Genomic DNA, 24981 nt, shown 5'->3' with positions numbered 1-24981 from the left:
GAACCACTCTTTTTTCGGAAACATTCTGCAATATGCTGCTGGTTTAGTGGCCGTTTAGAGTGCGGGCGTAGAGTAAATTTTTGTGCTTAACATAGCGACAAGTGCTTTGCCTGGTTAGCATGAAGGAAGTTGTACGAGTCATAACGGATAAAGCGAGGCGTTAACGTGGGGAAAGTCATGGCGGACAAGTGGCAGTTGTGGATAGCAGGGGCCTGTTTAACAGTGATGGCAGGTATGGCACATGCGGACTCTCTGGATGCCCAGCGCAGCCGTTATCTGCAGATTAAGCAGGCATGGGACAGCAATCAAATGGACACGGTGGCGCAGCTGATGCCCACACTGCGTGATTACCCTCTTTATCCCTACCTTGAATACCGCCAGCTGGCTCAGGATCTGGATCAGGAAAGCGGCTTTGTGGTCAGCGACTTCATTAAAAAATACCCCACTTTGCCGCCGGTTCGCTCTCTGGCAGCGCGTTTTGTGAACGAACTGGCTCGCCGTCAGGACTGGCGTGGACTGCTGGTGTTCAGCCCGGAAGAGCCGAAACCGGTAGCGGCCCGCTGTAACTGGTACTACGCCAAATGGGCGACCGGCCAGCAGCAGGTGGCTTATGACGGCGCCAAATCCATCTGGTTGCGTGGAACCTCCCTGCCGGGCACCTGTGACAAGCTGTTCAGCGTCTGGCAGGGGGCCGGGGAGCAAACGCCGATTACCACGCTGGAACGTATTCGCCTGGCGATGAAAGAGGGAAACAGCAACCTGGTGAATTTCCTGGCCGGTCAGCTTCCGCCGGATTACCAGACCATGGCTAATGCGATCATGGATCTGCAAAACAATCCACAAAACGTCGAGTCGTTTGCCCGTAGCGTGGGGCCGACCGATTTCACCCGCCAGGCCACTTCCGTCGCCTTCGCCAGAGTGGCGCGGGGAGATGCGGAGAACGCCAGGGCAATGATCCCTTCGCTGGTTCGCCTGCAGAAGATGAGCGAGCAGGAAGAGCAGGATCTGAACGAGGCGGTGGCCTGGCGGTTGATGGGCAATGACATCACGTCCGAACAGGCGCGCTGGCGTGACAACGTGGTGATGCGCAGCGACTCGACCTCGCTGATTGAGCGGCGGGTAAGGATGTCGCTGGGCAATAACGATCGCCGTGGCCTGAATACCTGGATTGCGCGTCTGCCGGTGGAAGCCAAGCAGAAGGATGAGTGGCAGTACTGGCAGGCCGACCTGCTGATGGATGAAGGGCGGAAAGAAGAGGCCAAAACGATTCTGCGCAAGCTGATGCAGGAGCGCGGTTTCTATCCGATGGTGGCCGCACAGCGTCTGGGCGTCGATTATACTCTGCAGGTGGATAAAGCGTCTGAGCCGGACAGCAGCCTGACTCAGGGGCCGGAGATCGCCCGCGTGCGCGAGCTGATGTACTGGGGAATGGACAACCTTGCCCGCTCGGAATGGAGCTATCTGGTCGGCAGCAAAACCAGCAGCCAGCAACAGCAGCTGGCCCGCTATGCTCATGAGCAAAACTGGTGGGATCTGAGCGTGCAGGCGACCATCTCCGGCAAGCTTTGGAACAGCCTGCAGGAACGCTTCCCGCTGGCTTATCAGGATCAGTTCAACCGCTACAGTCAGGGGAAAGCGATCCCGATCAGCTACGCCATGGCAATTGCCCGCCAGGAGAGTGCCTGGAACCCGAAAGCCCGCTCGCCGGTTGGCGCTTCCGGCCTGATGCAGGTGATGCCCGCCACGGCGCAGCATACGGTGAAGGTTTACCGTCTGCCTGGTTACAGCAACAGCAGCCAGCTGCTGGATCCTGAAACCAATATTCAGATCGGCACGCAGTATCTGGAGTCGGTTTACCAGCAGTTTGGCCAGAATCGGATCTTCTCCTCGGCGGCTTATAATGCCGGTCCGTCAAGGGTGAGAACCTGGTTGGGGAACAGCGCAGGGCGGCTGGATGCCGTGGCCTTTATCGAGACGATCCCGTTCTCGGAAACGCGCGGCTACGTGAAGAACGTGCTGGCCTATGATGCCTACTACCGCTATTTCATGAACAAACCGGATAAGATTCTGGCCGACAGCGAGTGGCAACGCCGCTACTGATCCACGGTGGCCTGTGCTATGCTGCTGTACTAGTTTAAGAGTATGGGCCACACATGACCGAATCTTCCGTTCCCGTAACCATGGAACCGCACAACGAAGAGTGGCAGCGTTTTGTTACGCTGCTGCAGCGTGCTTTCAGCAACGAGCTGCATCTGCCGCTGTTGCAACTGATGATGACGCCGGACGAGCGCGAAGCGCTGGGCACGCGCCTGCGGATTATTGAAGAGCTGATGCGTGGCGAACTGAGCCAGCGCGAGCTGAAAAACGATTTGGGCGTGGGCATTGCCACTATCACGCGCGGCTCAAACAGCCTGAAAAGTGCGCCGCCAGCGCTGAAGGCCTGGCTGGAGGCACAGCTGCTCAACGGGTCAGATAAGATCTGAGTCGTCGTGCTCTTTCAGCTGGTAAATTTTGTTATGGAAGGGGCACAGTGCCAGGATCAGCGCCTGATGATAAACGCTGGTGCGCGTCAGGTGCCCGGCGGTGAATGCACCGATGGCCCCGCCTTTTTGTTTGATGTTATCAATGCCGGTCAGGCGCGCCATCTCTTCGCCCAGTTCACGGCCTTCATGGATGCCCTTCATGACAATGGCAGGCAGCGTAAAGCTGGCCGAACGGGACTCTCCACGCAGTTTATGGTTTTCCACCACCATCCAGGCAAAGGCGGTGTCTTCTTCGATCCCGGCTTCAATCGCTACCCAGAAGTCCGCTTCCGGCCGAACCTGACGGGCATTCATCACCCGCTGGCGTGCGCCAGTTCTCGTTTCTGCGTTTGTCAGGGGTTGCAGTGCCACGCCGCTGTCGACCTGGACACCCTCAATATGGCAGGATCCTTCTCCGAAAATATCGCTGAACGCCAGAGAAATTGCCTTAATTTTGGCGGGATTGATGGTAGCAGCGACAACATGGTACATAATTGTTTGAACCCTTTACGCAAATTTGTCGCAGTATAACGGAAAATAGCAATGTTACAGGTCTATCTTGTTCGCCACGGGGAAACGCTTTGGAATGCAGCGCGACGCATTCAGGGACAGTCGGACAGCGCGCTGACTGAGAAAGGAGAGCAGCAGGCACATCAGGTGGGAGAACGGGTGAAGCACCTGGGAATTACCCACGTTATCTCCAGTGATTTGGGCCGCACTAAGCGTACTGCCGAAATCATTGCTGATGCCTGCGGCTGTCATGTCCAGCTTGACCCGCGCCTGCGTGAGCTGAACATGGGCGTGCTGGAACAGCGCCCGCTGGATTCGCTGACCGAAGAGGAAGAGAGCTGGCGGAAGACGCTGGTGGACGGGACGGAAAATGGCCGCATTCCCAACGGCGAATCGATGACGGAAATGGCCACCAGAATGCATGATGCGCTCAATGCCTGTCTCAAACTGCCAGCCGGAAGCCGTCCGCTGATTGTCAGTCACGGTATGGCGCTGGGCGTGCTGGTCAGTACGCTGCTGGGCCTGCCTGCTCATGCCGAACGTCGGTTGCGCTTACGCAATTGTTCCCTCTCCCGCGTCGATCACCAGCAGAGCGCCTGGCTGGCAGAAGGCTGGGTGGTGGAAACGGCCGGGGATGTGTCACATCTGGCTGAACCCGCACTGGACGAACTGCAACGCTAGGAGCGGGACGAAATGAATTCGTTCCCTTCGGAATGTTATTCGTTGCGGTTGGATCTGCGGAACAGCGCCGGGTGTTTCTGCATGGGCGGAATAATGTATTCCGCCCGTCACGTTACGCGGGTTATGCCTCTTCCGGAGTGCGGATCGGGATCAGATACTCGCAGCGGATATCCGTTGGCGGCTCGGCACGTTTCTTACCGCCGTGGGTATAGAAACGTTCGATATCCTGACCATGACGTCGCGTCAGCTTGAGTGTTGGCATGCAGGTACCGTAAATCAGCAGGATAAATTCCTGAAGATTATTTCGCGGTCCCTCGTAGGTGAACTGCACATATTCCCCCCCTTCCAGCAATACCGTTTGCGTAGATTGCATCGGCTGAGACAGCTTGTCTGACGGCACCGCCGTGGTGTAGAGGATCTCCTGCTCGTCGTCTTTTTCCACGCTCGGGCGGGACTGATGCAGGCCATACAGCACCGGTGGCACCATATCGGTCTCGGTCAGGAACTGACGCCAGAAGTGCAGGCGCATCTCATCACGGTAGCTGGAGATCTGTTCAAGGGTGCAGGTGTAGCTCTGCGTCTGCCCAATCAGCACCGTTTCCGGCAGGCTGACATAGGTCGCTTCCGGCACGTGGAAGTCGCCCAGGCGGATTGGCGGACGCAGCCCGAACGAGTTCCAGTCTGACGAGCGGCGATAGTACGCCGGGGTCTGGTTAAACTGCTTTTTAAACGCACGGGTAAACGTCTGCTGTGAGTCAAAGCGATACTGCAAGGCGATGTCCAGAATCGGACGGCTGGTAAGACGGAGCGCCACTGCGGCTTTCGACAGGCGACGCGCGCGGATATAGGCGCCAATCGCATGCCCGGTAACTTCTTTAAACATTCTCTGCAGATGCCATTTTGAATACCCGGCCTTGGTCGCCACGTTGTCCAGGGACAGCGGCTGGTCAAGGTGGCTTTCAAGCCAGACTAGCAAGTCGCGAATGATACCGGCTTGATCCATAAATCGTCCTCATCCTACTCAAGATTGGTGCAACGGAAAACAATTTCACGTCGTGCTTAAGCCACACGTTCAACAAGTGTGTTATACCAGTGCGCGTTAGATATGCGGTTATCGCCTTCAACTGAGTGAAAGCCTGAAGAAGGTTAACTTACAATGTCATCTATTTTCTTTGCAATGGTAACGTTATGACAATGAGAAAATTGTTAATAATCACGTCTGTAATTTTAACATCCCTTTCCGCCCGGGCAGAGGTGGTGGGCTCTGTGGATACGGTGTTTAAGATGTTTGGGCCAGACCATAAAATCATTGTCGAAGCGTTCGACGACCCTGATGTAAAAAATGTAACCTGTTATATCAGCCGGGCAAAAACCGGTGGCATCAAGGGGGGACTGGGTCTGGCGGAAGATACCTCAGACGCGGCCATTTCCTGTCAGCAGGTCGGTCCGGTTGAACTCAGCGACAAAATTGCCCAGGGCAAATCAGAGGGCGAGGTGGTGTTTCGTAAGCGTACTTCACTGGTGTTTAAAAAGCTGCAGGTGGTGCGGTTTTACGATCAAAGACGTAATGCGCTGATCTATCTGAGCTATTCCGATAAAGTCGTGGACGGGTCGCCTAAAAATGCCCTGAGTGCCGTGCCTATTATGCCGTGGAATAAATGATCTGAAAAGAAAAAGGGCCAGAACAAAGGCCCTCTGACTTTCTGCAGGGCGGGTTTAGTCCTGCAGATCGCCGCAGAAGCGGTAACCTTCGCCGTGGATGGTGGCGATGATTTCCGGCGTATCCGGCGTGGATTCGAAGTGCTTACGAATACGGCGGATAGTCACGTCTACGGTACGGTCATGCGGCTTCAGCTCGCGACCGGTCATTTTCTTCAGCAAATCGGCGCGAGTCTGGATCTTGCCCGGGTTTTCGCAGAAATGCAGCATGGCGCGGAATTCACTGCGCGGTAGCTTGTACTGTTCGCCCTGTGGGCTGACCAGAGAGCGACTGTTGATATCCAGTTCCCAGCCGTTGAAGCGATAGCTTTCAACCAGCTTGCGTTCTTCGCTGTGAGGAGCGAGGTTCATGGTGCGAGAAAGCAGGTTACGGGCGCGGATAGTCAGCTCACGTGGGTTGAAAGGCTTGGTGATATAATCATCGGCACCAATTTCCAGGCCCAGAATTTTATCAACTTCATTGTCGCGGCCGGTCAGGAACATCAGGGCTACGTTAGCTTGTTCACGTAATTCACGCGCCAGCAGCAGGCCATTTTTGCCTGGCAGGTTGATGTCCATAATCACCAGGTTGACGTCATTTTCCGTCAGAATCTGGTGCATTTCTGCGCCATCCGTAGCTTCATAAACCATGTAGCCTTCGGCCTCAAAAATACTTTTGAGAGTATTACGAGTAACTAATTCGTCTTCAACGATAAGTATGTGCGGGGTCTGCATGTGTTCGCTACCTAAATTGCCAACAAAACGATATGGGGCATACAGCTGCTAAACTACCTGATAAAAACAGGGGCGTCATCATACGCATTGCAACAGCCGTACAGAATATGTCAAAAAGCCATCAAGGACCGGGCGGCGCAGTCTGTCAAATAAGGGCTCCACCCCGTCACGGCACGATCAAAAATGGCGTATATCCTAACCTCATTAACAGCAACATAACAGCACAAGCCACGAGCAACAGGCAATAATTAAGGCTTAATTGACTTATATCAAATCAATTGTAGCACGTTAACTCTTTTATGAAAAACTCTTCCCAGAATGCCAGCTTAGCTCACAAAGTTGATTATTTAACTGCGGTTCGCTGGCCCAGTTTGTGAACATGGCAGAGCTAAATTTTAACATTTGTTAATTCTTTGAACTAAATGGGATTATAGTGAGATAAATGTTTTTATCTCTGATTTAAGGGAAATAATGCCATAGTTTTTGATTATGACAAGTTATGATTTACCTATATTTTTAATAAATGGTTAAAAATATCATGCTTTTTTTTAACCCGAACCCATGTCAGCATTAACGGTTTCATTCAACAGCAGACAGGCGACTATGCGCTTTCCCCTTATCCTTGTTTCACCCGCCCGTCCTGAAAACGTGGGTGCGGCCGCCCGTGCCATGAAAACCATGGGCTTTGACGAGTTGCGTATCGTCAACAGCCTGGCCCATCTTGAACCCGCGGCTCGCTGGGTTGCCCATGGTGCGGGAGACATTCTGGACAATGTCACCCACTGGGACACGCTGTCAGCTGCGCTGGCCGATATTGATTTCAGTATTGCCACCACAGCCCGCAGCCGGGCTAAGTTTCGTTACTACGCCACTCCACAGCAGGTTGAAGCACTGCTGCAGGAAAAGCAGCAGTGGGTGAAAAGCGCCGCGCTGGTGTTTGGCCGCGAGGATACCGGACTGACCAATGAAGAGCTGGCGCTGGTTGATGTGCTGACCGGTGTCCCGATGGCTGCCGATTACCCTTCGCTGAATCTGGGGCAGGCGGTAATGGTTTACTGCTATCAACTCTCGGCCCTGCGTCAGGTGACTGCTTCGCAGGAACTGCCGGCAGACGGACACCAACTGGCGGCGTTAAGGCAGCGGGTGGAGCGCCTGCTGGACAGCCTGGCAGTCAGCGATGACCAGAAGCTGGTGGATTGGCTGGCGCAGCGTATTGGCCTGCTGGAGCAGCGTGATACTGCTATGCTTCACCGTCTGCTGCATGACGTAGAAAAAAAACTTATAGATAAAAAATCTGATTAAATTTCCGAATTCAGCAAGTGATCCTGATGTTATGGCTATAGCTAAAAGATCAGAACTGCATTTTGCGAAATTCCCGTCAGGCTGGTTATTCAGCGGTTCTGCCGCAAGGCGATAAAAAAATTGACTTAGCGGGGCATATGCTTTACTTCTGAAAGCCGACAGAATTTACAGACAGACGATAAATCTAAAATGCGTACAAACAGCCTGATGACAACAATCATTATTACCACCACCATTACCACAGGTAACGGTGCGGGCTGACGCATACAGGAAGAATCAAAAATAAGCCCGCACCTGAACAGTGCGGGCTTTTTTTTTCGGGAAAAATTCAGGAGAGCTTGAACATGCGAGTGCTGAAATTCGGTGGAACCTCAGTAGCCAATGCGGAACGATTCCTGCGTGTGGCTGACATATTGGAAAGTAATGCGCAGCAGGGACAGGTTGCTACCGTATTGTCCGCGCCGGCAAAAATCACCAACCATCTGGTGGCGATGATCGAGAAGACTATTAGCGGGCAGGACGCACAGCCCAACGTCAGCGATGCGGAGAACATTTTTGCCTCGCTGCTGCAGGGACTGGCCGCAGCGCAGCCGGGCTTTAATTACGACAGGCTGAAAGCAGTGGTGGATCAGGAGTTCGCCCAGTTGAAGCAGGTATTGCACGGCATCAGCCTGCTTGGCCAATGTCCGGACAGCGTGAACGCGGCCATTATCTGTCGCGGCGAAAAGCTCTCCATTGCGATTATGGAAGGTCTGCTGCAGGCTCGGGGTCACGACGTCAGCGTGATTGATCCGGTTGAGAAGCTGCTGGCCGTCGGGCACTACCTTGAATCCACCGTAGATATTCCTGAATCCACCCGTCGTATTGCTGCCAGCAAAATCCCTGCAAAAAATATGGTGCTGATGGCTGGTTTCACTGCCGGAAATGATAAAGGCGAACTGGTGGTGCTGGGCCGAAACGGCTCCGACTACTCCGCTGCCGTACTGGCCGCCTGCCTGCGTGCTGACTGCTGCGAAATCTGGACTGATGTCGACGGTGTGTATACCTGTGACCCGCGTCAGGTGCCGGATGCGCGGCTGCTGAAATCAATGTCTTACCAGGAAGCGATGGAGCTTTCCTACTTTGGTGCCAAGGTACTGCATCCCCGCACCATCACGCCAATTGCTCAGTTCCAGATCCCATGTCTGATTAAAAACACCGCCAACCCACAGGCTCCTGGTACGCTGATCGGTGGTGACAGCTCCGATGATGACAACCCGGTTAAGGGCATCACCAACCTCAACAATATGGCGATGTTCAACGTCTCCGGGCCGGGAATGAAGGGCATGATCGGCATGGCAGCCCGTGTATTCGCGGCAATGTCCCGCAGCGGAATCTCTGTGGTGTTGATCACCCAGTCTTCTTCTGAATACAGCATCAGCTTTTGTGTGCCGCAGAGTGACCTGCTGCGCGCCCGTCGCGTGCTGGAAGATGAGTTTTACCTTGAGCTGAAAGACGGCCTGCTGGAGCCGCTGGACGTGATGGAAAACCTCGCGGTGATCTCCGTGGTTGGTGACGGTATGCGTACCCTGCGCGGCATTTCTGCCAAGTTCTTCTCGGCACTGGCGCGCGCCAATATCAATATCGTGGCGATTGCCCAGGGCTCGTCCGAGCGCTCAATCTCCGTAGTGGTCAGCAACGAAGACGCCACTACGGGCGTGCGGGTTGTGCATCAGATGCTGTTTGCCACCGACCAGGTTATCGAAGTTTTTGTGATTGGCGTCGGAGGTGTGGGGGCGGCCTTGATCGACCAGTTGCATCGCCAGCAGGCGTGGCTTAAGAATAAGCATATTGACCTGCGAGTCTGCGGGATCGCCAATTCGAAAGCATTGCTGACCAACGTGCACGGTATTGCGCTGGAAAACTGGAAGGAAGCCCTGAAGGAAGCGAAAGAGCCCTTTAATCTGCAGCGACTGAACCGCCTGGTGAAAGAGTATCACCTGTTGAATCCGGTGATCGTTGACTGTACCTCCAGCCAGACCGTGGCCGACCAGTATGCCGATTTCCTGGCTGATGGCTTCCACGTGGTGACGCCGAACAAAAAGGCCAATACCTCCTCCTGGAATTACTATCAGCAGATGCGCGCAGCCGCGGCGAAATCCCGCCGTAAATTCCTGTACGATACTAACGTGGGCGCGGGCCTGCCGGTAATCGAGAACCTGCAGAATCTGCTGAATGCCGGTGACGAGCTGATCCACTTTTCCGGCATCCTCTCCGGTTCGCTCTCCTTTATTTTTGGTCAGCTGGACGAAGGCATTTCGCTGTCTGAAGCGACCCGCGTTGCGCGTGAAATGGGCTTTACCGAGCCGGACCCGCGCGACGATCTCTCTGGCATGGACGTGGCACGCAAGCTGCTGATCCTGGCACGTGAGGCGGGTTACCAGCTGGAGCTGAGCGACATCGATATTGAAGATGTCCTGCCAGCAGAGTTCACCGCTATTAAAGATGTGGAAACCTTTATGGCCCGTCTGCCAGAGCTGGATGACGCCTTTGCAACCCGCGTGGCCAGCGCGGCGCAGGAAGGCAAAGTGCTGCGCTTTGTCGGGGCGATTGAAGAGGGCGGCCGTTGCCGGGTGAAAATAGATGCCGTGGACGAGCACTCTCCGCTGTATAAAGTGAAAAATGGTGAGAATGCGCTGGCCTTCTACAGCCGCTATTATCAGCCGATTCCGTTGGTTCTGCGCGGCTATGGTGCGGGCAACGATGTGACCGCTGCGGGCGTGTTTGCCGATCTGCTGCGTACCTTGTCATGGAAGTTGGGAGTTTAACGATGGTCAAGATTTATGCCCCTGCCTCAATTGGCAACGTCAGCGTAGGCTTTGATGTGCTGGGTGCGGCAGTGTCTCCGATAGACGGTACCCTGCTGGGCGACTGCGTGACCGTGGAAGCGGCCAGCGAGTTCAGCCTGCGCAACGAGGGGAGTTTCGTCAGCAAGCTGCCGACCCATCCGCAGGAAAACATTGTCTGGCAATGCTGGGACCGTTTCTGTGAAGCTATCGGGGAGCGCGTGCCGGTGGCGATGACGCTGGAGAAAAACATGCCGATTGGTTCGGGCCTGGGATCCAGCGCCTGCTCCGTGGTGGCAGGTCTGATGGCGATGAACGAGCACTGTGGCAAGCCGCTGAACGACACCGAACTGCTGGCCCTGATGGGCGAGCTGGAAGGGCGGATTTCCGGCAGCGTTCATTACGATAACGTCGCGCCTTGTTTCCTGGGCGGTATCCAGCTGATGCTGGAAGAGAACGGCATTATCAGCCAGCAAGTCCCAGGCTTTGCTGACTGGCTGTGGGTGATGGCCTATCCGGGGATAAAAGTTTCCACGGCTGAAGCGCGGGCAATCCTGCCAGCACAGTACCGTAAAGAAGACATTATTAAACACGGTCGCTATCTGGGCGGGTTTATCCATGCCTGCCACACGCAGCAGCCTGAGCTGGCGGCGAAGCTGATGCGCGATGTGATTGCTGAGCCATACCGCACTAAACTTTTACCAGGGTTTGCTGAAGCCCGTCAGGCCGCGCAGGACATTGGCGCGCTGGCCTGCGGCATTTCCGGCTCTGGTCCAACGCTGTTTGCCGTCTGTAATCAACCGGATACGGCGCAGCGCATGGCAGAGTGGCTCCGCCAGCACTATCTGCAGAATGATGAAGGCTTCGTCCATATTTGCCGGATCGACACGGCAGGCGCACGTAAACTGGGATAACGCATGAAACTGTATAATCTTAAGGATCACAACGAGCAGGTTAGCTTCTCGCAGGCGGTGAAACAGGGTCTGGGTAAACAGCAGGGGCTTTTTTTCCCCCTTGAGCTGCCGGAATTTGAACTGACCGATATCGACGAAATGCTCGAAATGGATTTCGTCAGCCGTAGCAGCAAGATCCTCTCGGCTTTCATTGGCGACGAAATCGCCCCGCACCAGCTGCACGAGCGCCTGAAGAGTGCTTTTGCCTTCCCGGCTCCGGTGGCGAAAGTCACTGATGATATCGCTTCGCTGGAGCTGTTCCACGGCCCGACGCTGGCCTTTAAGGACTTCGGCGGTCGCTTTATGGCGCAGATGCTCTCCTATGTCAGCGAAGCGGATGAGAAAATCACCATCCTGACTGCCACTTCCGGTGATACCGGCGCTGCGGTGGCCCACGCCTTTTACGGCATGGACAACGTCCGTGTGGTGATCCTGTATCCGCAGGGCAAAATCAGTCCGCTGCAGGAAAAACTGTTCTGTACGCTGGGCGGCAATATCCAGACCATCGCCATCGACGGTGATTTCGATGCCTGCCAGTCTCTGGTGAAACAGGCCTTTGATGATGAGCTGCTGAAAAAGGCTATCGGCCTGAACTCTGCCAACTCGATCAATATCAGCCGCCTGCTGGCACAAATTTGTTATTACTTCGAGGCGGTGGCCCAGCTGCCGCAGGAAAAACGTAACCAGCTGGTGATTTCCGTGCCGAGCGGTAACTTTGGCGACCTGACGGCCGGTCTGCTGGCGAAGTCTCTGGGCCTGCCGGTGAAGCGTTTTATCGCAGCCACCAACGCGAACGACACCGTTCCGCGCTTCCTGACCGGGGGGGAATGGCTGCCAAATGCAACCGTTGCCACGCTGTCGAACGCCATGGACGTCAGCCAGCCGAACAACTGGCCGCGTGTGGAAGAAATCTTCCGTCGCAAAACCTGGCGTCTGACCGATCTGGGCTATGGCGCAGTAGATGATGAAACCACCAAAGCCACCATGCGTGAGCTGGCGGATCTGGGGTATATCTCCGAGCCGCACGCGGCTATTGCTTACCGCCTGCTGCGCGATCATCTGCAGGAAGGGGAGTTTGGCCTGTTCCTCGGCACGGCGCACCCGGCCAAGTTCAAAGAGAGCGTGGAAGAGATTCTGGATCAGAAACTCCCCTTGCCGGAAGCTTTAGCCGAGCGGGCCGATCTGCCGCTGTTGTCGCACAACATGGCGGCTGATTTCGCCGAACTGCGCGACTTCCTGCTGCACAAATAAGCCCGAAGGCCCTGACTTCCTGGTCGGGGCCAGTGTTAACTGTTTGCTCCCCTCTACTGCCCGGCTGCCTGACTGGCCGACGCGACAGCGCCGCGTACCTTGCTGTGTGCCTGATAGATCTGATTCACCATTTTATAAGTCAGCCCGAATGCGGCTGCCGTCCCGGCGTTGTTGAACAGGCTGGAGAGCAGCTGTGGCGCTTTGCCTTTGGTCAGGGCATTGAATCCCTGCTGTGAAAGTAATGTGGTTGAGTTAGCGATGTTATTCCAGCTCAGGCGGGCTATCGAATGATCGAGCAGACGGCCGTAATCTTTCATCGGCAGAGAAGGGGAGAGCTTTTGCGAATCGCCCACCTGCTTCGCGTCGTAGTGTTTCCCTAAAAAGGCATCACCCGTTTCAATTACCGAGTTACAGGCGGCACGGATCGAGGAAACGATCGCTGCCATTTCGTGCAGCTCTTTGCCACTGAGGCGCTGACCTGCGGCATCGCGCAGTTCAGGCCCGGAGACGCTGTAACCCTTCGGCAGCGCTTTCTGAATCAGACCATCCTGTAACATGCCCATAGCCAGCGTATTCAGCGTATACCATGCACCGTTGGTACTCATATTATCATCACTGACCCCAAAACTGGCTTTGCCATCCCGCGAGGCAACCATACTGCCCGTGGCCTGCAGTGATTCACGTGTGGCGGCGTAAATGACGTTTCGTAACTGAGTGCTGAGCACGCGAGCCGTCAGGCCAGAATTCCCCGAAATTGCGCCAGCTAATGACATCCCCACGTTGAGTAATTCTGCGGCAATCTGCTGTCCGGTTACCCGACTTGAATCCGTTGCGGTTTGCGCGCTCAAACGTGCCCACTCTTCAGGTTTATCGCGGCGGATAACGTCGGCCTGGTTGGGACTGAGGCCAAATTGTCCCCGTACGGCAACGTCATTATTTTGCGGATCGCGTGCCAGTCTCGGTTCACGGATATGCTGATGGGCGGCGATATTAGCCAGCGAAAGGGCGACCTGCAGTCCAACCGCAGCCGCGGGATGCTTCTCCGCCAGATGGGGCAGCATCAGGTTATAGGCTTCGATAAACGCCTCTTCACGCATCATCGTTGGCAGCCCACAGGTGATCATCTGCTGAAGGGCATGGCCGCCCAGCGCGCCCCAGGCTTTATTTTGCAGCGGGGCAGCGGTGAATTTTCCCAGGCTGATGGCTGAAGCTTTGGTGTCATTCCAGCCGGTCCGCCCTGCTATTTTAGCGCCTTTCCACCCGGCGTTTCCGACGGTTTTGCCCCCGCTCCAGGCCATGTTCCCGCCCGTTTTCATCCCGCCCCAGGTGGCATTACCCGCCGTTTTCGCACTTCCCAGCGCGTAGCTTCCGCCACTTTTCATGCCTTCCAAGGCCGCACGGGAACCGCGTCCTGCGCTCTCCTTCATCCCGGAAAAAAACTGGGTCGCGCTGCCTGCTGCTCTGGCTGCCCGTCCCGGCCGGTTATCCGGCTGCGGGCCACTCTCAATGTCGCCCCGGGGGCCGGGTGTGGTCATTTCATATTGACCGGGAACGTGCCGGATCGAGTTACTCATGGTTCTCCTCCTTAGTCAGTTCACGGCGGTCAAACGCCACGCACAGGGTCATAAAGTCAGCCAGCCATCCGGCAAAAGCCTCAGCGTCCAGCCCGGTGGTGTCCCAGCGGCAAACCAGACAGATTTTCTCGCCACTCAGTGCGAACGCGCAGTTGGTTAACACCTGAAGCTCGCTGTTGACGGAGAGCAGTTCTTTGGCGGAAAGAGTCAGGTTCAACGGCGTGGAGAGAGACAGGTGGCGCTGATCGGCACAGGCGATGATTTCAATCGATCGTTCAGGAAAGTGCAGTAAACCAAAACAGCCATCCTCAATATAGCGGGTGGTGGGCAATCCCAGCAGCCCGATCGTTTGTTGCAGCAGCGGATGATGCCATTCCGTCTGCAAAGCCTGCTGTGCCAGCGCATCGCTCTGCCTGGCGGTTTGCTGTTGCCAGCCGGCAATCCACTCTGGCAGCGGCGGAACGGGTTCCTCTGGCTCTGGCGAAATCTGACCCAGCGACAGCAGCAAATCCACCAGACTGGCGGCGAGCGAGTCAACATCATTCATGACCTCCGCCAGCGCATCAGCATCACCCACAGCATCGAAAGCCAGCCGCTTCAGCAGTAGCGTATTACCGTGTTCATCAACAGAGATCGCAATGCCACTCATCGCCATCGCCACATCATTCACCCGCAGCAGGGCTTCCTGCCAGCTTTCCGGATGCAGGGCCTGAGGCTTTTGCAGCCATCCGGCAACCAGCCATAAGGGGACTGGAACCTCGCTCTGACAGATCGTCACCAGATGCAGGGCAGTCAGCTTGATCACTCCCGTACGGGCAAACTCCTCCTGCCGGGGTTGATCGACGGCAAACTGGCTGGCGGCGGCCTGAAGCCAGGCTCGCGATGATTCAGGCAGGGCGTTTTCTGTCAGTGAGTCTCGGGTTTCAACCTGCGGATGTGACGCCTGCCAGACCCGGTCGCTGATGGTTTTAAGCAAATGTCGATCCATACCTGCCTCATGGCTAAATTGATGCGGTAAGGTCTGTGTGTTCAAAAAAGTGTCACAGTTCCTGGCATCAGTAAAAGGTATGGCTGGCGTAAATAGGGGGGAGGTAAAGGCAGCCGCACAAGGGGCCGGGCCGCCTTAGCGATAATCTGAAGTTATGGGGTTTCGTGGCGTTTAAAGACCAGTTCATGCTCATTGCTTTCGTCAGCAACGAAGAAATAGCCGTCAACATCGAATTTTTTCAGCTGGGCGGGTTTGCTCAGGCGGTGCTCGATGATATAGCGGCTCATGAGCCCACGTGCTTTTTTGGCGTAGAAACTGATCACTTTGAACTTGCCGTTTTTCTCGTCGAGGAACACCGGCTTGATGATGCGGCCGTTCAGCTTCTTTGGCTTCACCGCTTTAAAGTATTCATCGGAAGCCAGGTTGATCAACACATCATCACCTTGCTCTGCCAGCGCCTCGTTTAGCACTACGGTCAGACGATCGCCCCAGAAGCTGTAGAGATCTTTGCCGGCCGGATTTTCCAGCTTTATGCCCATTTCCAGACGATAAGGCTGCATCAGATCCAGCGGGCGCAGCAAGCCATACAGGCCGGAAAGCATACGCAGATGCTGCTGGGCAAAGTCGAAATCTTTCTCTTTAAAAGTCTCAGCCTGCAACCCCGTGTAAACATCCCCTTTAAAAGCCAGAATCGCCTGGCGGGCGTTGTCCGGAGAAAAGGGCGTTTGCCAGTTCTGGAAGCGTCCGGCATTCAGGTCAGCCAGCTTGTCGCTGATGCTCATCAGTTTGCCAATCTGCACTGGCGTCAGCTTGCGCGCCACCTCAATCAGTTTCCGGGAATCATCCAGCAGCGCCGGTTGGGTGAAGCGGTCGGTCGCCAGCTCGCTTTCGAAATCCAGCGTCTTGGCCGGAGAGATAACCATCAGCATGAGAGGTTCCTTATTAAATACGTCAGAGAAAGCAAAATCGGTGCTGTACTGTAGCAAAAAAGTGCGATGAAGGGACAAATCGCTGCCATTGACGGGGTTTAGCACTCAGTGTTCTGGCGGCAACCTTACCTTGCATGGAAGGTGGTGCGTGATATTATCCGTGACAGAGATTTTCAAGAACCCGATAACTCTACCTGATGAGAATGACAACTATGACGGACAAACTGACTTCCCTGCGTCAACTCACTACCGTTGTTGCCGATACCGGCGACATTGCAGCGATGAAGCTGTACCAGCCACAAGATGCCACTACCAACCCTTCCCTGATCCTGAGCGCCGCGCAGATCCCTGAATACCGCAAGCTGATTGATGAAGCGGTAGCCTGGGCACGCGATCAGAGCAGCAAAAAAGAAGAGCAGATCCAGTACGCTGCTGACAAACTGGCGGTGAACATCGGTCTGGAAATCCTCAAGCTGGTGCCTGGCCGTATCTCTACTGAAGTGGATGCGCGCCTGTCTTATGACACCGAAGGCAGCATCAATAAAGCCCGTTCCCTGATCAAACTGTATAATGATGCCGGCATCAGCAACGACCGCATCCTGATCAAACTGGCTTCCACCTGGCAGGGCATCCGTGCTGCTGAGCAGCTGGAAAAAGAAGGCATCAACTGTAACCTGACCCTGCTGTTCTCCTTTGCTCAGGCCCGTGCCTGCGCTGAAGCGGGTGTCTACCTGATCTCCCCATTTGTGGGCCGTATTCTGGACTGGTACAAAGCCAATACCGACAAGAAAGAGTACGCGGCGAATGAAGATCCAGGCGTGGTTTCCGTGTCTGAAATCTACACTTACTACAAACAGCATGGCTACGAGACCGTGGTGATGGGTGCCAGCTTCCGTAACGTGGGCGAAATCATCGAGCTGGCTGGCTGTGACCGTCTGACCATCTCCCCGGGCCTGCTGAAAGAGCTGGCTGAGAGCGAAGGTTCGCTGGAGCGTAAGCTGTCATGGTCTGGCGAAGTGAAAGCGCGTCCGGCGAAAATGACCGAATCTGAATTCCTGTGGCAGCACAACCAGGATCCGATGGCGGTGGATAAACTGGCTCAGGGCATCCGTAACTTTGCTATCGACCAGGGCAAACTCGACAAGATGATCGCTGATCTGTTGTAAGTTGTGACGTGGCCGGGGTAACCGGCCATGCTTTTCCCCCTCGCTGTACATCCCGCTTTGCAATAGTTTATGCTTTGCCCAGATCCCTCTTAAATCCCGCATCCGCGCTCCCGCGGTGGACGGAATCACAGTGACGACACCATGAATACATTACGCATAGGACTAATTTCCGTTTCCGACCGCGCTGTCAATGGCATTTACCAGGACGAAGGGCTTCCCGCGCTGGAAGCATGGCTGACCCAGGCGCTGGCAACCCCTTTTGAGATTGAAAAACGCCTGGTGCCGGACGAGCAGCCGATGATTGAGCAGGCAATCTGTGAGCTGGTGGACGAGCTGTTCTGTCACCTGGTGCTGACCACCGGTGGAACCGGTCCGGCCCGGCGTGACGTGACCCCTGATGCCACGCTGGCGATTGCCGATCGGGAGATGCCGGGCTTTGGCGAGCAGATGCGCCAGATCAGCCTGAACTTTGTGCCGACTGCGATCCTTTCGCGCCAGGTTGGAGTGATTCGCAAACAGTCGTTAATTATTAATCTTCCAGGCCAGCCAAAGTCGATTAAAGAGACGCTGGAAGGGCTGAAGGATGAGCAGGGCAAGGCGAAGGTTCACGGTATTTTTGCCAGTGTACCGTATTGTATCCAGTTGCTGGATGGGCCTTATGTTGAAACTCACGCGGCTGTGGTAGCAGCATTTCGCCCCAAAAGCGCCCGTCGTGAAACAAACGGCTAAAAATTCTCTGATTCAGGTATAAAATCCAGCGCGACTGGTGTGGCGGAAAATGAACGGTATAGTACGGTTAGCTTTACAGTAAATAACTAAACTTTTCTCCTCTACTTCTGGATGTGCCTGAATCATTATGCTTTCCGACAGCGCGCGCCGGTTAAACCGGCAGGATTATAAAACTCTTTCTCTGGCGGCGCTGGGTGGCGCACTGGAGTTCTACGACTTCATTATTTTTGTCTTCTTCGCAGCGGTGATTGGCGACCTCTTCTTTCCTCCTGATATCCCTGACTGGCTGCGCCAGGTGCAGACCTTTGCGATCTTTGCCGCCGGTTATCTGGCGCGTCCGTTGGGCGGCATCATCATGGCGCATTTTGGTGACAGCAAAGGCCGCAAGAAGATGTTCAGCCTCAGCATATTGCTGATGGCGCTGCCCACGCTGGCGATGGGATTACTGCCTGGTTATGCCACGCTCGGTATTGCCGCACCCATTTTGCTGCTGCTGTTACGCATGTTGCAGGGCGCAGCGGTGGGCGGTGAAGTGCCCGGAGCCTGGGTGTTTGTGGCCGAGCACGTACCGGTGAAGCGTATCGGTTTTGCCTGCGGCACGCTGACGGCTGGTCTGACCGCCGGGATCCTGCTGGGATCGGTAGTGGCAACGTTGATTAACAAAGGTTTTGGCCCGCAGGGTATTGTTGAAGGTGGCTGGCGTATTCCTTTCCTGCTCGGCGGTGTCTTTGGGCTGGTGGCGATGTACCTGCGCCGCTGGCTTAAGGAAACCCCGATTTTTATTGAGCTTGAGGCGCGTAAAGCACTGGCGGCTGAGCTGCCGCTAAAGGCCGTGGTGGTTAACCACAGGAAAGAGATCGCCGTCTGCATGCTGCTGACCTGGCTGCTATCGGCTGGGGTGGTGGTGGTGATCCTGATGACGCCAACCTGGCTGCAAAAGGTTTATAACATTCCTACTGCGCAGGCGTTGCAGGCTAACAGCCTGGCGACGATCGCGCTGATTGTGGGCTGTATCTGTGCCGGTCTTGCCGCCGATCGCTTTGGTGCCAGTAAAACGTTTATCTTCGGCAGCCTGCTGCTGGCTGCGTGTAGCTGGATTTTCTACCGGACGGTGGGCACACATCCGGAGCTGCTGTTCGCCTGTTATGCTCTGGTTGGCCTGAGCGTTGGCGTGGTAGGCGCGGTGCCTTATGTGATGGTGCGTTCTTTCCCGGCTGAAGTGCGTTTTACCGGGATCTCATTCTCCTACAATGTGGCCTACGCTATTTTTGGTGGGTTAACGCCGATCTTCGTCACGCTGATTATGGCCGTCACGCCACTGGCTCCGGCTTATTACGTGCTGGCGCTGTCGGTCATTGGCTTGTTGCTGGGGATTTACCTGAAGCGGGACTTCGCTCACCGCGATGTTATCGGGCAGGCGGACAGTTATAGCTAACAATAAAAAGACGCAAAAGGCGTCATCTGTGACAGCCCGACTCGTGCCGTTCATGGCACGAGACGCTTTATTCGCGGCCTGTGTTCCCCGCGCCATTGACACTGGTGTTGCCTGTTAAAAAGAGGCAAGGAACCAGAAGCCAGGGCAACGGCAGGCATTTTAAACCAGGCCTTTTACGCCTGGCTCATCTCACCCGCAGGAGCGGTTACACGGCCCGGTTCGCCAATTGGCAGCACGGTCCGGCCCAACTGCTCATTAATCACTTCAGCCATCGCCAGATAAATTGCGCTGGCACCGCAGACTATCCCTTCATAGCCAGCAAACATCAGCACAGCGTGATTACCGGTGATGTTGCCATAAGCCAGCAGGGCAAACAGCACTGTCAGGCTGGCAAAGACGAATTGCAGCGCACGGTTGCCCTTCAGGGCGCCAAAGAACATAAACAGGGTAAACACGCCCCACAGTGCCAGGTATGCGCCCAGCATGGTGGCATCAGTCGCCTCAGCCAGGCCCATCTTCGGCAGCACTAAAATTCCCACCAGGCTCAGCCAGAAGCAGCCGTAAGAGGTAAAGGCGGTCAGGCCAAAGGTGTTGCCTTTTTTATACTCCAGCAGGCCAGCCAGGATCTGCGCAAACCCGCCAAAAAAAATGCCCATACTGATGATAACGGCGGTCAGCGGGAAAAAGCCTGCGTTGTGCAGATTCAGTAAAACAGTGGTCATCCCGAAACCCATCAATCCCAAAGGACCTGGATTTGCCAGCTTGTTGGTATGCATAAACCCTCAGCGATATATGAAAAATGAAAATGGTGACGTCACGTCAGAACCGGCCCGAATGAGGAAAAAACCGCCAGCTTTCTCAGCGTGCGCGGCATGATAATGAGCAGACGCGCGGGAAACATTGATCTGGAGAGCGGTAAATTCGAAATTTTTTTTATCCGCCCCCTTGATGCCGAAGGGGATGGCCCCATCTTATTTGGCATCCGAGGATATGTGCCCGGAAAAAAAGCGCGGCGTCGGGAGTTGAAACGGCGAAAACAGACCGCATTTAGTGTGCATAACCTGATTTGAAATAAATTTAAGTGGGAGATGTTTAGATGGGTAAGATTATTGGTATTGACCTGGGTACGACTAACTCTTGTGTCGCGATTATGGACGGCGGCAAGGCTCGCGTGTTGGAGAATGCGGAAGGCGATCGCACCACGCCTTCCATCATCGCTTATACCCAGGATGGCGAAACCCTGGTCGGCCAGCCGGCCAAGCGTCAGGCAGTGACCAACCCACAAAATACCCTGTTTGCGATCAAGCGCCTGATTGGCCGTCGCTTCCAGGATGAAGAAGTGCAGCGTGATATCAAAATCATGCCTTACAAAATTGCCGGTTCCGACAACGGTGACGCCTGGATCGATGTGAAAGGCCAGAAAATGGCACCGCCGCAGATTTCTGCAGAAGTGCTGAAGAAAATGAAGAAAACGGCGGAAGATTACCTGGGTGAGCCGGTAACTGAAGCGGTTATCACCGTACCAGCCTACTTTAACGATGCGCAGCGTCAGGCAACTAAAGATGCTGGTCGTATCGCCGGTCTGGACGTGAAGCGTATCATCAACGAACCAACCGCAGCCGCACTGGCTTACGGTATGGATAAAGGCCAGGGCAACCGTACTATCGCGGTTTATGACCTGGGCGGCGGTACCTTCGATATCTCAATTATTGAAATCGACGAAGTTGACGGCGAAAAAACCTTCGAAGTTCTGGCAACCAACGGTGATACCCACCTGGGTGGTGAAGACTTCGACAGCCGTATGATCAACTACCTCGTGGCTGAATTTAAGAAAGATCAGGGCATCGATCTGCACAACGATCCGCTGGCGATGCAGCGCCTGAAAGAAGCCGCTGAGAAAGCGAAAATTGAACTGTCTTCTGCTCAGCAGACCGATGTTAACCTGCCGTACATCACTGCAGATGCGACCGGTCCTAAGCACCTGAACATCAAAGTGACCCGTGCGAAACTGGAATCCCTGGTCGAAGACCTGGTGACCCGTTCTATCGAGCCGCTTAAAGTCGCTCTGCAGGATGCCGGCCTGTCCGTGTCTGACATCAATGATGTCATCCTGGTGGGTGGTCAGACTCGTATGCCAATGGTGCAGGCAAAAGTTGCTGAGTTCTTTGGTAAAGAGCCACGTAAAGACGTCAACCCGGATGAAGCTGTTGCCGTAGGTGCTGCGGTTCAGGGCGGCGTGCTGGCTGGTGAAGTGAAAGACGTTCTGCTGCTGGACGTGACGCCACTGTCCCTGGGTATCGAAACCATGGGTGGCGTGATGACCTCGCTGATCAGCAAGAACACCACTATCCCAACCAAACACAGCCAGGTGTTCTCTACTGCTGAAGATAACCAGTCTGCAGTAACCATTCACGTGGTGCAGGGTGAGCGTAAACGTGCAGCAGATAACAAATCTCTGGGCCAGTTCAACCTCGACGGTATCCAGTCCGCACCGCGCGGCATGCCGCAGATCGAAGTTACCTTTGACATTGATGCGGATGGTATCCTGCACGTGTCTGCCAAAGACAAAAACAGCGGTAAAGAGCAGAAGATCACTATCAAGGCCTCTTCTGGTCTGAACGACGATGAAATCGAAAAAATGGTTCGTGACGCGGAAGTTAACGCGGAGTCCGACCGTAAGTTCGAAGAGCTGGTGCAGGTTCGCAACCAGGCCGATCATCTGTCGCACAGCACCCGCAAGCAGCTGGATGAAGCCGGTGACAAACTGCCAGCAGACGACAAGGCGCCAATCGAGGCAGCCCTGACCGAGCTGAACAGCGCGCTGAAAGGCGAAGACAAAGCAGACATCGAAGCGAAAATGCAGGCGCTGATGGAAGTCTCCAGCAAGCTGATGGAGTTTGCTCAGCAGCAGCAGGCTGCTGGCGGCGCAGCTGATGCAGCCGACGCTTCTGCGAAGAAAGATGACGATGTTGTTGATGCTGAATTTGAAGAAGTAAAAGACAACAAAAAATAATCGCCCTTGAGCGGGCACGGTGGCCTGCTAAGGGTCACTGCTTAAACCCACGGGCGTAGGAGTTTCTCCTCGCCCGTGCACGCATGTTAAGGGCAGGAACACCAGAATGGCGAAGAAAGACTATTACGAGATTTTAGGCGTTTCCAAATCAGCGGAAGAGCGTGAAATCAAAAAGGCCTATAAACGCCTGGCGATGAAATTCCATCCTGACCGTAATCCAGGTGATAAAGAATCCGAAGCCAGGTTTAAAGAGGTCAAGGAAGCTTATGAGATCCTGACCGATGCTCAGAAGCGTGCGGCTTACGATCAGTACGGCCATGCAGCCTTTGAACAGGGCGGTATGGGCGGTGGCGGCGGATTTGGCGGCGGCGGAGCGGACTTCAGCGATATCTTTGGCGACGTGTTCGGCGACATCTTTGGCGGAGGCCGCCGTCAGCAGCGTGCCGCGCGCGGAGCCGATTTACGCTACAACATGGAGTTGACGCTTGAAGAAGCCGTCCGCGGCGTGACCAAAGAGATCCGTATCCCTACGCTGGAAGAGTGTGACGTCTGCCACGGCAGCGGCGCGAAATCCGGTACGCAGCCACAAACCTGTCCGACCTGTCATGGACAGGGCCAGGTGCAGATGCGTCAGGGCTTCTTTACCGTGCAGCAGGCGTGTCCGACCTGTCACGGACGCGGTTCTGTGATCAAGGATCCTTGTAATGCCTGCCACGGTCATGGCCGCGTGGAGAAATCTAAAACGCTGTCCGTGAAAATCCCGGCAGGTGTGGACACTGGCGACCGTATCCGTCTGACCGGCGAAGGTGAAGCAGGTGAGCACGGCGCGCCAGCAGGCGATCTGTATGTTCAGGTTTCCGTGCGCAAGCACCCAATCTTCGAGCGTGAAGAGAACAACCTGTACTGTGAAGTGCCAATTAACTTTGCTATGGCAGCGCTGGGGGGCGAAATTGAAGTGCCAACCCTCGATGGCCGCGTGAAGCTGAAGGTGCCTTCAGAAACGCAGACCGGCAAGCTGTTCCGCATGCGCGGCAAGGGTGTTAAATCCGTTCGCGGTGGTGCGCAGGGTGACCTGCTGTGCCGCGTGGTGGTGGAAACCCCGGTCAGCCTGAACGAGAAGCAGAAGTCTCTGCTGCGTGAACTGGAAGAGAGCTTTGGCGGCCCGAGCGGCGAGAAAAACAGCCCGCGCTCCAAAAGTTTCTTTGACGGCGTGAAGAAATTCTTTGACGATTTAACCCGTTAATTTATACCCTTAAGCCGTTTAAGTACGCTTAGAAAGTCCCGGTCGAAAGTCCGGGACTTTTTTTATAATGTGCAAATACCGGAGACAGAGAGGGGTATAAAACTATTCGGAAATAGCGAAGTGTAAAGCGGGTATAAACTGTTTTTTACGAGCTGTCTAAGTGCGTATGCTATGCGCACTTTGTTTTTCTCTTTTACCAGGACGTTTCCATGAAACTGGCGCTTAAGCGACTCCTAAAAAATGAAGCAACCGGCGGTGTGGTTCTGATTATTGCGGCGGCAGTCGCCATGTTTCTGGCTAACTATGCCGGAACTCAGCAGTCTTATCAGGACGTGCTGGATATGCCGGTTGAATTCCGGTTCGGCTCTCTGGACATCAGCAAAGATCTGCTGCTGTGGATTAACGATGCGCTGATGGCATTGTTCTTCCTGATGATAGGGCTGGAGGTTAAACACGAGCTGATATCGGGTTCTCTCGCAACCCGTGAGCGGGCGATGTTCCCGCTGATTGCGGCAATTGGCGGCATGATTGCGCCTGGCGCAATCTTTGCCATGATGAACCACAGTGACTCTCTGGCAATCCACGGCTGGGCGATCCCAACGGCCACGGACATCGCCTTTGCGCTGGGTATCCTGGCGCTGTTAGGCAGCCGGGTGCCGCCTGCGCTGAAGATGTTCCTGATGGCGCTGGCAGTGATTGATGACCTTGGCGCGATCCTGATTATTGCCTTCTTTTATACTCAGGACCTCTCTGTCACCTCGCTGTGCGTGGCTGCTGGCGCGATAGTGGTGCTGGCTCTGCTGAACCGCTTTGGCGTGCGTAATCTGTCGGTCTATATGCTGGTGGGCATGGTGCTGTGGGTCGCGGTGCTTAAATCGGGCGTTCATGCCACGCTGGCTGGGGTTATCCTGGGCTTTTTTATTCCTCTTGAGAAAAAGAACGGCCACTCTCCGGCCATTCATCTGGCCCACAGTTTAGCCCCCTGGGTAACCTGGCTGATCCTGCCGCTGTTCGCCTTCGCCAATGCGGGCGTTTCATTGGCCGGTATCTCTCTGGACGGTCTGTTCTCTGCCGTTCCGCTGGGCATCATTCTCGGCCTGTTTGTCGGTAAGCCGCTGGGCATCACGCTGATCTGCTGGCTGGCGGTGAAGCTGAGGATCGCCGCGCTGCCGGAAAGCACGCGGATGCGGGACATTGCAGCTATCGGTGTGCTCTGCGGCATCGGCTTTACCATGTCGATATTTATCGCCTCGCTGGCCTTTGATGCCGCCCATATTGAAATGGTGAAGCTCGCCAAGCTCGGTATCCTCACTGGTTCGGTCGTCTCTGCCGTGGTGGGTTATACGCTGCTGCGAATCAAACTTCGCTGATGCTGAGCCGGTCAGTTTACGCTGACCGGCTTTTGTTCTTCCTCGCGGGAATCTGCC

The 24981-nt window shown here is 55.1% G+C and carries 22 protein-coding genes and 1 other annotated feature; of the genes, 15 read left to right on the top strand and 7 right to left on the bottom strand.

Translation table 11 applies throughout. The features are described from left to right. Nucleotides 1-177: 177 nt before the first annotated feature. On the top strand, nt 178-2100 hold the full coding sequence (sltY, locus tag GSQ70_RS07130; protein WP_158781906.1) for a murein transglycosylase: 1923 nt from the start codon (nt 178-180) through the stop codon (nt 2098-2100). A 53-nt stretch (nt 2101-2153) separates the two neighbouring features. Further along, nucleotides 2154-2483, top strand: a complete 330-nt coding sequence (gene trpR, locus GSQ70_RS07125) for a trp operon repressor (RefSeq protein ID WP_158781905.1) — start codon at nt 2154-2156, stop codon at nt 2481-2483. Here trpR and yjjX read toward each other — a convergent pair. After that, nucleotides 2469-3014 (bottom strand): inosine/xanthosine triphosphatase, encoded by a 546-nt coding sequence (gene yjjX / locus GSQ70_RS07120; RefSeq protein WP_158781904.1) that lies wholly within the window; start codon nt 3012-3014, stop codon nt 2469-2471. The two genes, trpR and yjjX, sit on opposite strands and share 15 nt — an antisense overlap. A gap of 51 nt (nt 3015-3065) precedes the next feature. On the opposite strand from yjjX, the gene gpmB reads away from it, so the two are divergent. Next, nucleotides 3066-3713: a 2,3-diphosphoglycerate-dependent phosphoglycerate mutase GpmB gene (gene gpmB / locus GSQ70_RS07115; RefSeq protein ID WP_158781903.1), complete on the top strand. Its 648-nt coding sequence runs from the start codon at nt 3066-3068 to the stop codon at nt 3711-3713. Between the two features lie 121 nt (nt 3714-3834). Here gpmB and robA read toward each other — a convergent pair whose 3' ends face one another. Beyond that, nucleotides 3835-4716 carry an MDR efflux pump AcrAB transcriptional activator RobA gene (gene robA / locus GSQ70_RS07110; protein WP_158781902.1) on the bottom strand — a complete coding sequence of 294 codons (882 nt, stop codon included), beginning with the start codon at nt 4714-4716 and terminating at the stop codon, nt 3835-3837. A gap of 185 nt (nt 4717-4901) precedes the next feature. Here robA and creA point away from each other — a divergent pair, with 185 nt between their 5' ends. Further along, a complete protein-coding gene (creA, locus tag GSQ70_RS07105; RefSeq protein WP_158781901.1) occupies nt 4902-5375 on the top strand; it encodes a protein CreA in 474 nt (157 codons plus the stop codon). 54 nt (nt 5376-5429) lie between these two features. On the opposite strand, the gene arcA is transcribed toward creA, so the two are convergent. Continuing rightward, nucleotides 5430-6146 (bottom strand): two-component system response regulator ArcA, encoded by a 717-nt coding sequence (gene arcA, locus GSQ70_RS07100; protein ID WP_158781900.1) that lies wholly within the window; start codon nt 6144-6146, stop codon nt 5430-5432. A gap of 603 nt (nt 6147-6749) precedes the next feature. Here arcA and GSQ70_RS07095 point away from each other — a divergent pair. From GSQ70_RS07095 to thrC, 5 genes are all read left to right on the top strand, one after another. After that, complete coding sequence (locus tag GSQ70_RS07095; RefSeq protein ID WP_158781899.1) at nt 6750-7448, top strand: tRNA/rRNA methyltransferase; 699 nt, start codon at nt 6750-6752, stop codon at nt 7446-7448. A 189-nt stretch (nt 7449-7637) separates the two neighbouring features. Beyond that, the gene (gene thrL, locus GSQ70_RS07090; RefSeq protein WP_158785251.1) at nt 7638-7709 is read left to right on the top strand and encodes a thr operon leader peptide; all 72 of its coding nucleotides are present in this window, start codon (nt 7638-7640) and stop codon (nt 7707-7709) included. Further along, nucleotides 7645-7766 (top strand) — a sequence feature (Thr leader region). Its footprint overlaps the gene before it by 65 nt. A 26-nt stretch (nt 7767-7792) precedes the next feature. Then, entirely contained in the window at nt 7793-10255 is a 2463-nt protein-coding gene (thrA, locus tag GSQ70_RS07085; protein ID WP_158781898.1) for a bifunctional aspartate kinase/homoserine dehydrogenase I, read from the top strand. 2 nt (nt 10256-10257) lie between these two features. Then, complete coding sequence (gene thrB / locus GSQ70_RS07080; RefSeq protein WP_158781897.1) at nt 10258-11187, top strand: homoserine kinase; 930 nt, start codon at nt 10258-10260, stop codon at nt 11185-11187. Nucleotides 11188-11190: 3 nt separating this feature from the next. Then, the gene (thrC, locus tag GSQ70_RS07075) at nt 11191-12477 is read left to right on the top strand and encodes a threonine synthase (protein ID WP_158781896.1); all 1287 of its coding nucleotides are present in this window, start codon (nt 11191-11193) and stop codon (nt 12475-12477) included. A 53-nt stretch (nt 12478-12530) separates the two neighbouring features. On the opposite strand, the gene GSQ70_RS07070 is transcribed toward thrC, so the two are convergent. The 3 genes from GSQ70_RS07070 to yaaA form a co-directional block, all read right to left on the bottom strand. Further along, a complete protein-coding gene (locus GSQ70_RS07070; protein ID WP_158781895.1) occupies nt 12531-14051 on the bottom strand; it encodes a hypothetical protein in 1521 nt (506 codons plus the stop codon). Continuing rightward, nucleotides 14044-15039 carry a type III secretion system chaperone gene (locus GSQ70_RS07065; RefSeq protein ID WP_158781894.1) on the bottom strand — a complete coding sequence of 332 codons (996 nt, stop codon included), beginning with the start codon at nt 15037-15039 and terminating at the stop codon, nt 14044-14046. The genes GSQ70_RS07070 and GSQ70_RS07065 overlap by 8 nt, the downstream gene beginning before the upstream one ends. A gap of 152 nt (nt 15040-15191) precedes the next feature. Further along, on the bottom strand, nt 15192-15968 hold the full coding sequence (gene yaaA, locus GSQ70_RS07060) for a peroxide stress protein YaaA (RefSeq protein ID WP_158781893.1): 777 nt from the start codon (nt 15966-15968) through the stop codon (nt 15192-15194). 212 nt (nt 15969-16180) lie between these two features. Between yaaA and tal the strand changes: the two genes are divergently transcribed. The 3 genes from tal (at nt 16181) to GSQ70_RS07045 (ending at nt 19298) form a co-directional block, all read left to right on the top strand. Then, nucleotides 16181-17134 carry a transaldolase gene (gene tal / locus GSQ70_RS07055; protein WP_158781892.1) on the top strand — a complete coding sequence of 318 codons (954 nt, stop codon included), beginning with the start codon at nt 16181-16183 and terminating at the stop codon, nt 17132-17134. 141 nt (nt 17135-17275) lie between these two features. Next, complete coding sequence (gene mog / locus GSQ70_RS07050; RefSeq protein ID WP_158781891.1) at nt 17276-17863, top strand: molybdopterin adenylyltransferase; 588 nt, start codon at nt 17276-17278, stop codon at nt 17861-17863. A gap of 127 nt (nt 17864-17990) precedes the next feature. Then, nucleotides 17991-19298, top strand: coding sequence for an MFS transporter (locus GSQ70_RS07045; RefSeq protein WP_158781890.1), 1308 nt, complete (start codon nt 17991-17993; stop codon nt 19296-19298). A gap of 173 nt (nt 19299-19471) precedes the next feature. Here the strand turns inward: GSQ70_RS07045 and satP are convergent, their stop codons facing one another. Then, nucleotides 19472-20074 carry an acetate uptake transporter gene (gene satP / locus GSQ70_RS07040; RefSeq protein ID WP_158781889.1) on the bottom strand — a complete coding sequence of 201 codons (603 nt, stop codon included), beginning with the start codon at nt 20072-20074 and terminating at the stop codon, nt 19472-19474. 320 nt (nt 20075-20394) lie between these two features. Between satP and dnaK the strand changes: the two genes are divergently transcribed. The 3 genes from dnaK to nhaA all read left to right on the top strand — a co-directional run bounded on the left by dnaK (nt 20395) and on the right by nhaA (nt 24924). Continuing rightward, complete coding sequence (gene dnaK, locus GSQ70_RS07035; protein ID WP_158781888.1) at nt 20395-22311, top strand: molecular chaperone DnaK; 1917 nt, start codon at nt 20395-20397, stop codon at nt 22309-22311. A gap of 106 nt (nt 22312-22417) precedes the next feature. Beyond that, nucleotides 22418-23554, top strand: a complete 1137-nt coding sequence (gene dnaJ / locus GSQ70_RS07030; RefSeq protein WP_158781887.1) for a molecular chaperone DnaJ — start codon at nt 22418-22420, stop codon at nt 23552-23554. Between the two features lie 209 nt (nt 23555-23763). After that, nucleotides 23764-24924 (top strand): Na+/H+ antiporter NhaA, encoded by a 1161-nt coding sequence (gene nhaA, locus GSQ70_RS07025; RefSeq protein ID WP_158781886.1) that lies wholly within the window; start codon nt 23764-23766, stop codon nt 24922-24924. The last annotated feature ends 57 nt before the right edge of the window (nt 24925-24981 follow it).

This window comes from Pantoea sp. BAV 3049 (genome assembly GCF_009765445.1).
Classification (GTDB): domain Bacteria; phylum Pseudomonadota; class Gammaproteobacteria; order Enterobacterales; family Enterobacteriaceae; genus Erwinia.
Note: the sequence above shows the minus strand (reverse complement) of the source record. Positions and strands in the feature narration are given on the sequence as shown.

Bases quoted from the DNA above. Each gene is read 5' to 3' on its own strand.
- thrB (WP_158781897.1), top strand. From the start codon at position 10,258: ATGGTCAAGATTTATGCCCCTGCCTCAATTGGCAACGTCAGCGTAGGC.
- thrA (WP_158781898.1), top strand. From the start codon at position 7,793: ATGCGAGTGCTGAAATTCGGTGGAACCTCAGTAGCCAATGCGGAACGA.
- yaaA (WP_158781893.1), bottom strand. From the start codon at position 15,968: ATGCTGATGGTTATCTCTCCGGCCAAGACGCTGGATTTCGAAAGCGAG.
- GSQ70_RS07095 (WP_158781899.1), top strand. From the start codon at position 6,750: ATGCGCTTTCCCCTTATCCTTGTTTCACCCGCCCGTCCTGAAAACGTG.
- thrC (WP_158781896.1), top strand. From the start codon at position 11,191: ATGAAACTGTATAATCTTAAGGATCACAACGAGCAGGTTAGCTTCTCG.
- robA (WP_158781902.1), bottom strand. From the start codon at position 4,716: ATGGATCAAGCCGGTATCATTCGCGACTTGCTAGTCTGGCTTGAAAGC.
- GSQ70_RS07070 (WP_158781895.1), bottom strand. From the start codon at position 14,051: ATGAGTAACTCGATCCGGCACGTTCCCGGTCAATATGAAATGACCACA.
- creA (WP_158781901.1), top strand. From the start codon at position 4,902: ATGACAATGAGAAAATTGTTAATAATCACGTCTGTAATTTTAACATCC.
- gpmB (WP_158781903.1), top strand. From the start codon at position 3,066: ATGTTACAGGTCTATCTTGTTCGCCACGGGGAAACGCTTTGGAATGCA.
- GSQ70_RS07065 (WP_158781894.1), bottom strand. From the start codon at position 15,039: ATGGATCGACATTTGCTTAAAACCATCAGCGACCGGGTCTGGCAGGCG.
- nhaA (WP_158781886.1), top strand. From the start codon at position 23,764: ATGAAACTGGCGCTTAAGCGACTCCTAAAAAATGAAGCAACCGGCGGT.
- sltY (WP_158781906.1), top strand. From the start codon at position 178: ATGGCGGACAAGTGGCAGTTGTGGATAGCAGGGGCCTGTTTAACAGTG.
- tal (WP_158781892.1), top strand. From the start codon at position 16,181: ATGACGGACAAACTGACTTCCCTGCGTCAACTCACTACCGTTGTTGCC.
- arcA (WP_158781900.1), bottom strand. From the start codon at position 6,146: ATGCAGACCCCGCACATACTTATCGTTGAAGACGAATTAGTTACTCGT.
- GSQ70_RS07045 (WP_158781890.1), top strand. From the start codon at position 17,991: ATGCTTTCCGACAGCGCGCGCCGGTTAAACCGGCAGGATTATAAAACT.
- mog (WP_158781891.1), top strand. From the start codon at position 17,276: ATGAATACATTACGCATAGGACTAATTTCCGTTTCCGACCGCGCTGTC.
- dnaJ (WP_158781887.1), top strand. From the start codon at position 22,418: ATGGCGAAGAAAGACTATTACGAGATTTTAGGCGTTTCCAAATCAGCG.
- satP (WP_158781889.1), bottom strand. From the start codon at position 20,074: ATGCATACCAACAAGCTGGCAAATCCAGGTCCTTTGGGATTGATGGGT.
- dnaK (WP_158781888.1), top strand. From the start codon at position 20,395: ATGGGTAAGATTATTGGTATTGACCTGGGTACGACTAACTCTTGTGTC.
- trpR (WP_158781905.1), top strand. From the start codon at position 2,154: ATGACCGAATCTTCCGTTCCCGTAACCATGGAACCGCACAACGAAGAG.
- yjjX (WP_158781904.1), bottom strand. From the start codon at position 3,014: ATGTACCATGTTGTCGCTGCTACCATCAATCCCGCCAAAATTAAGGCA.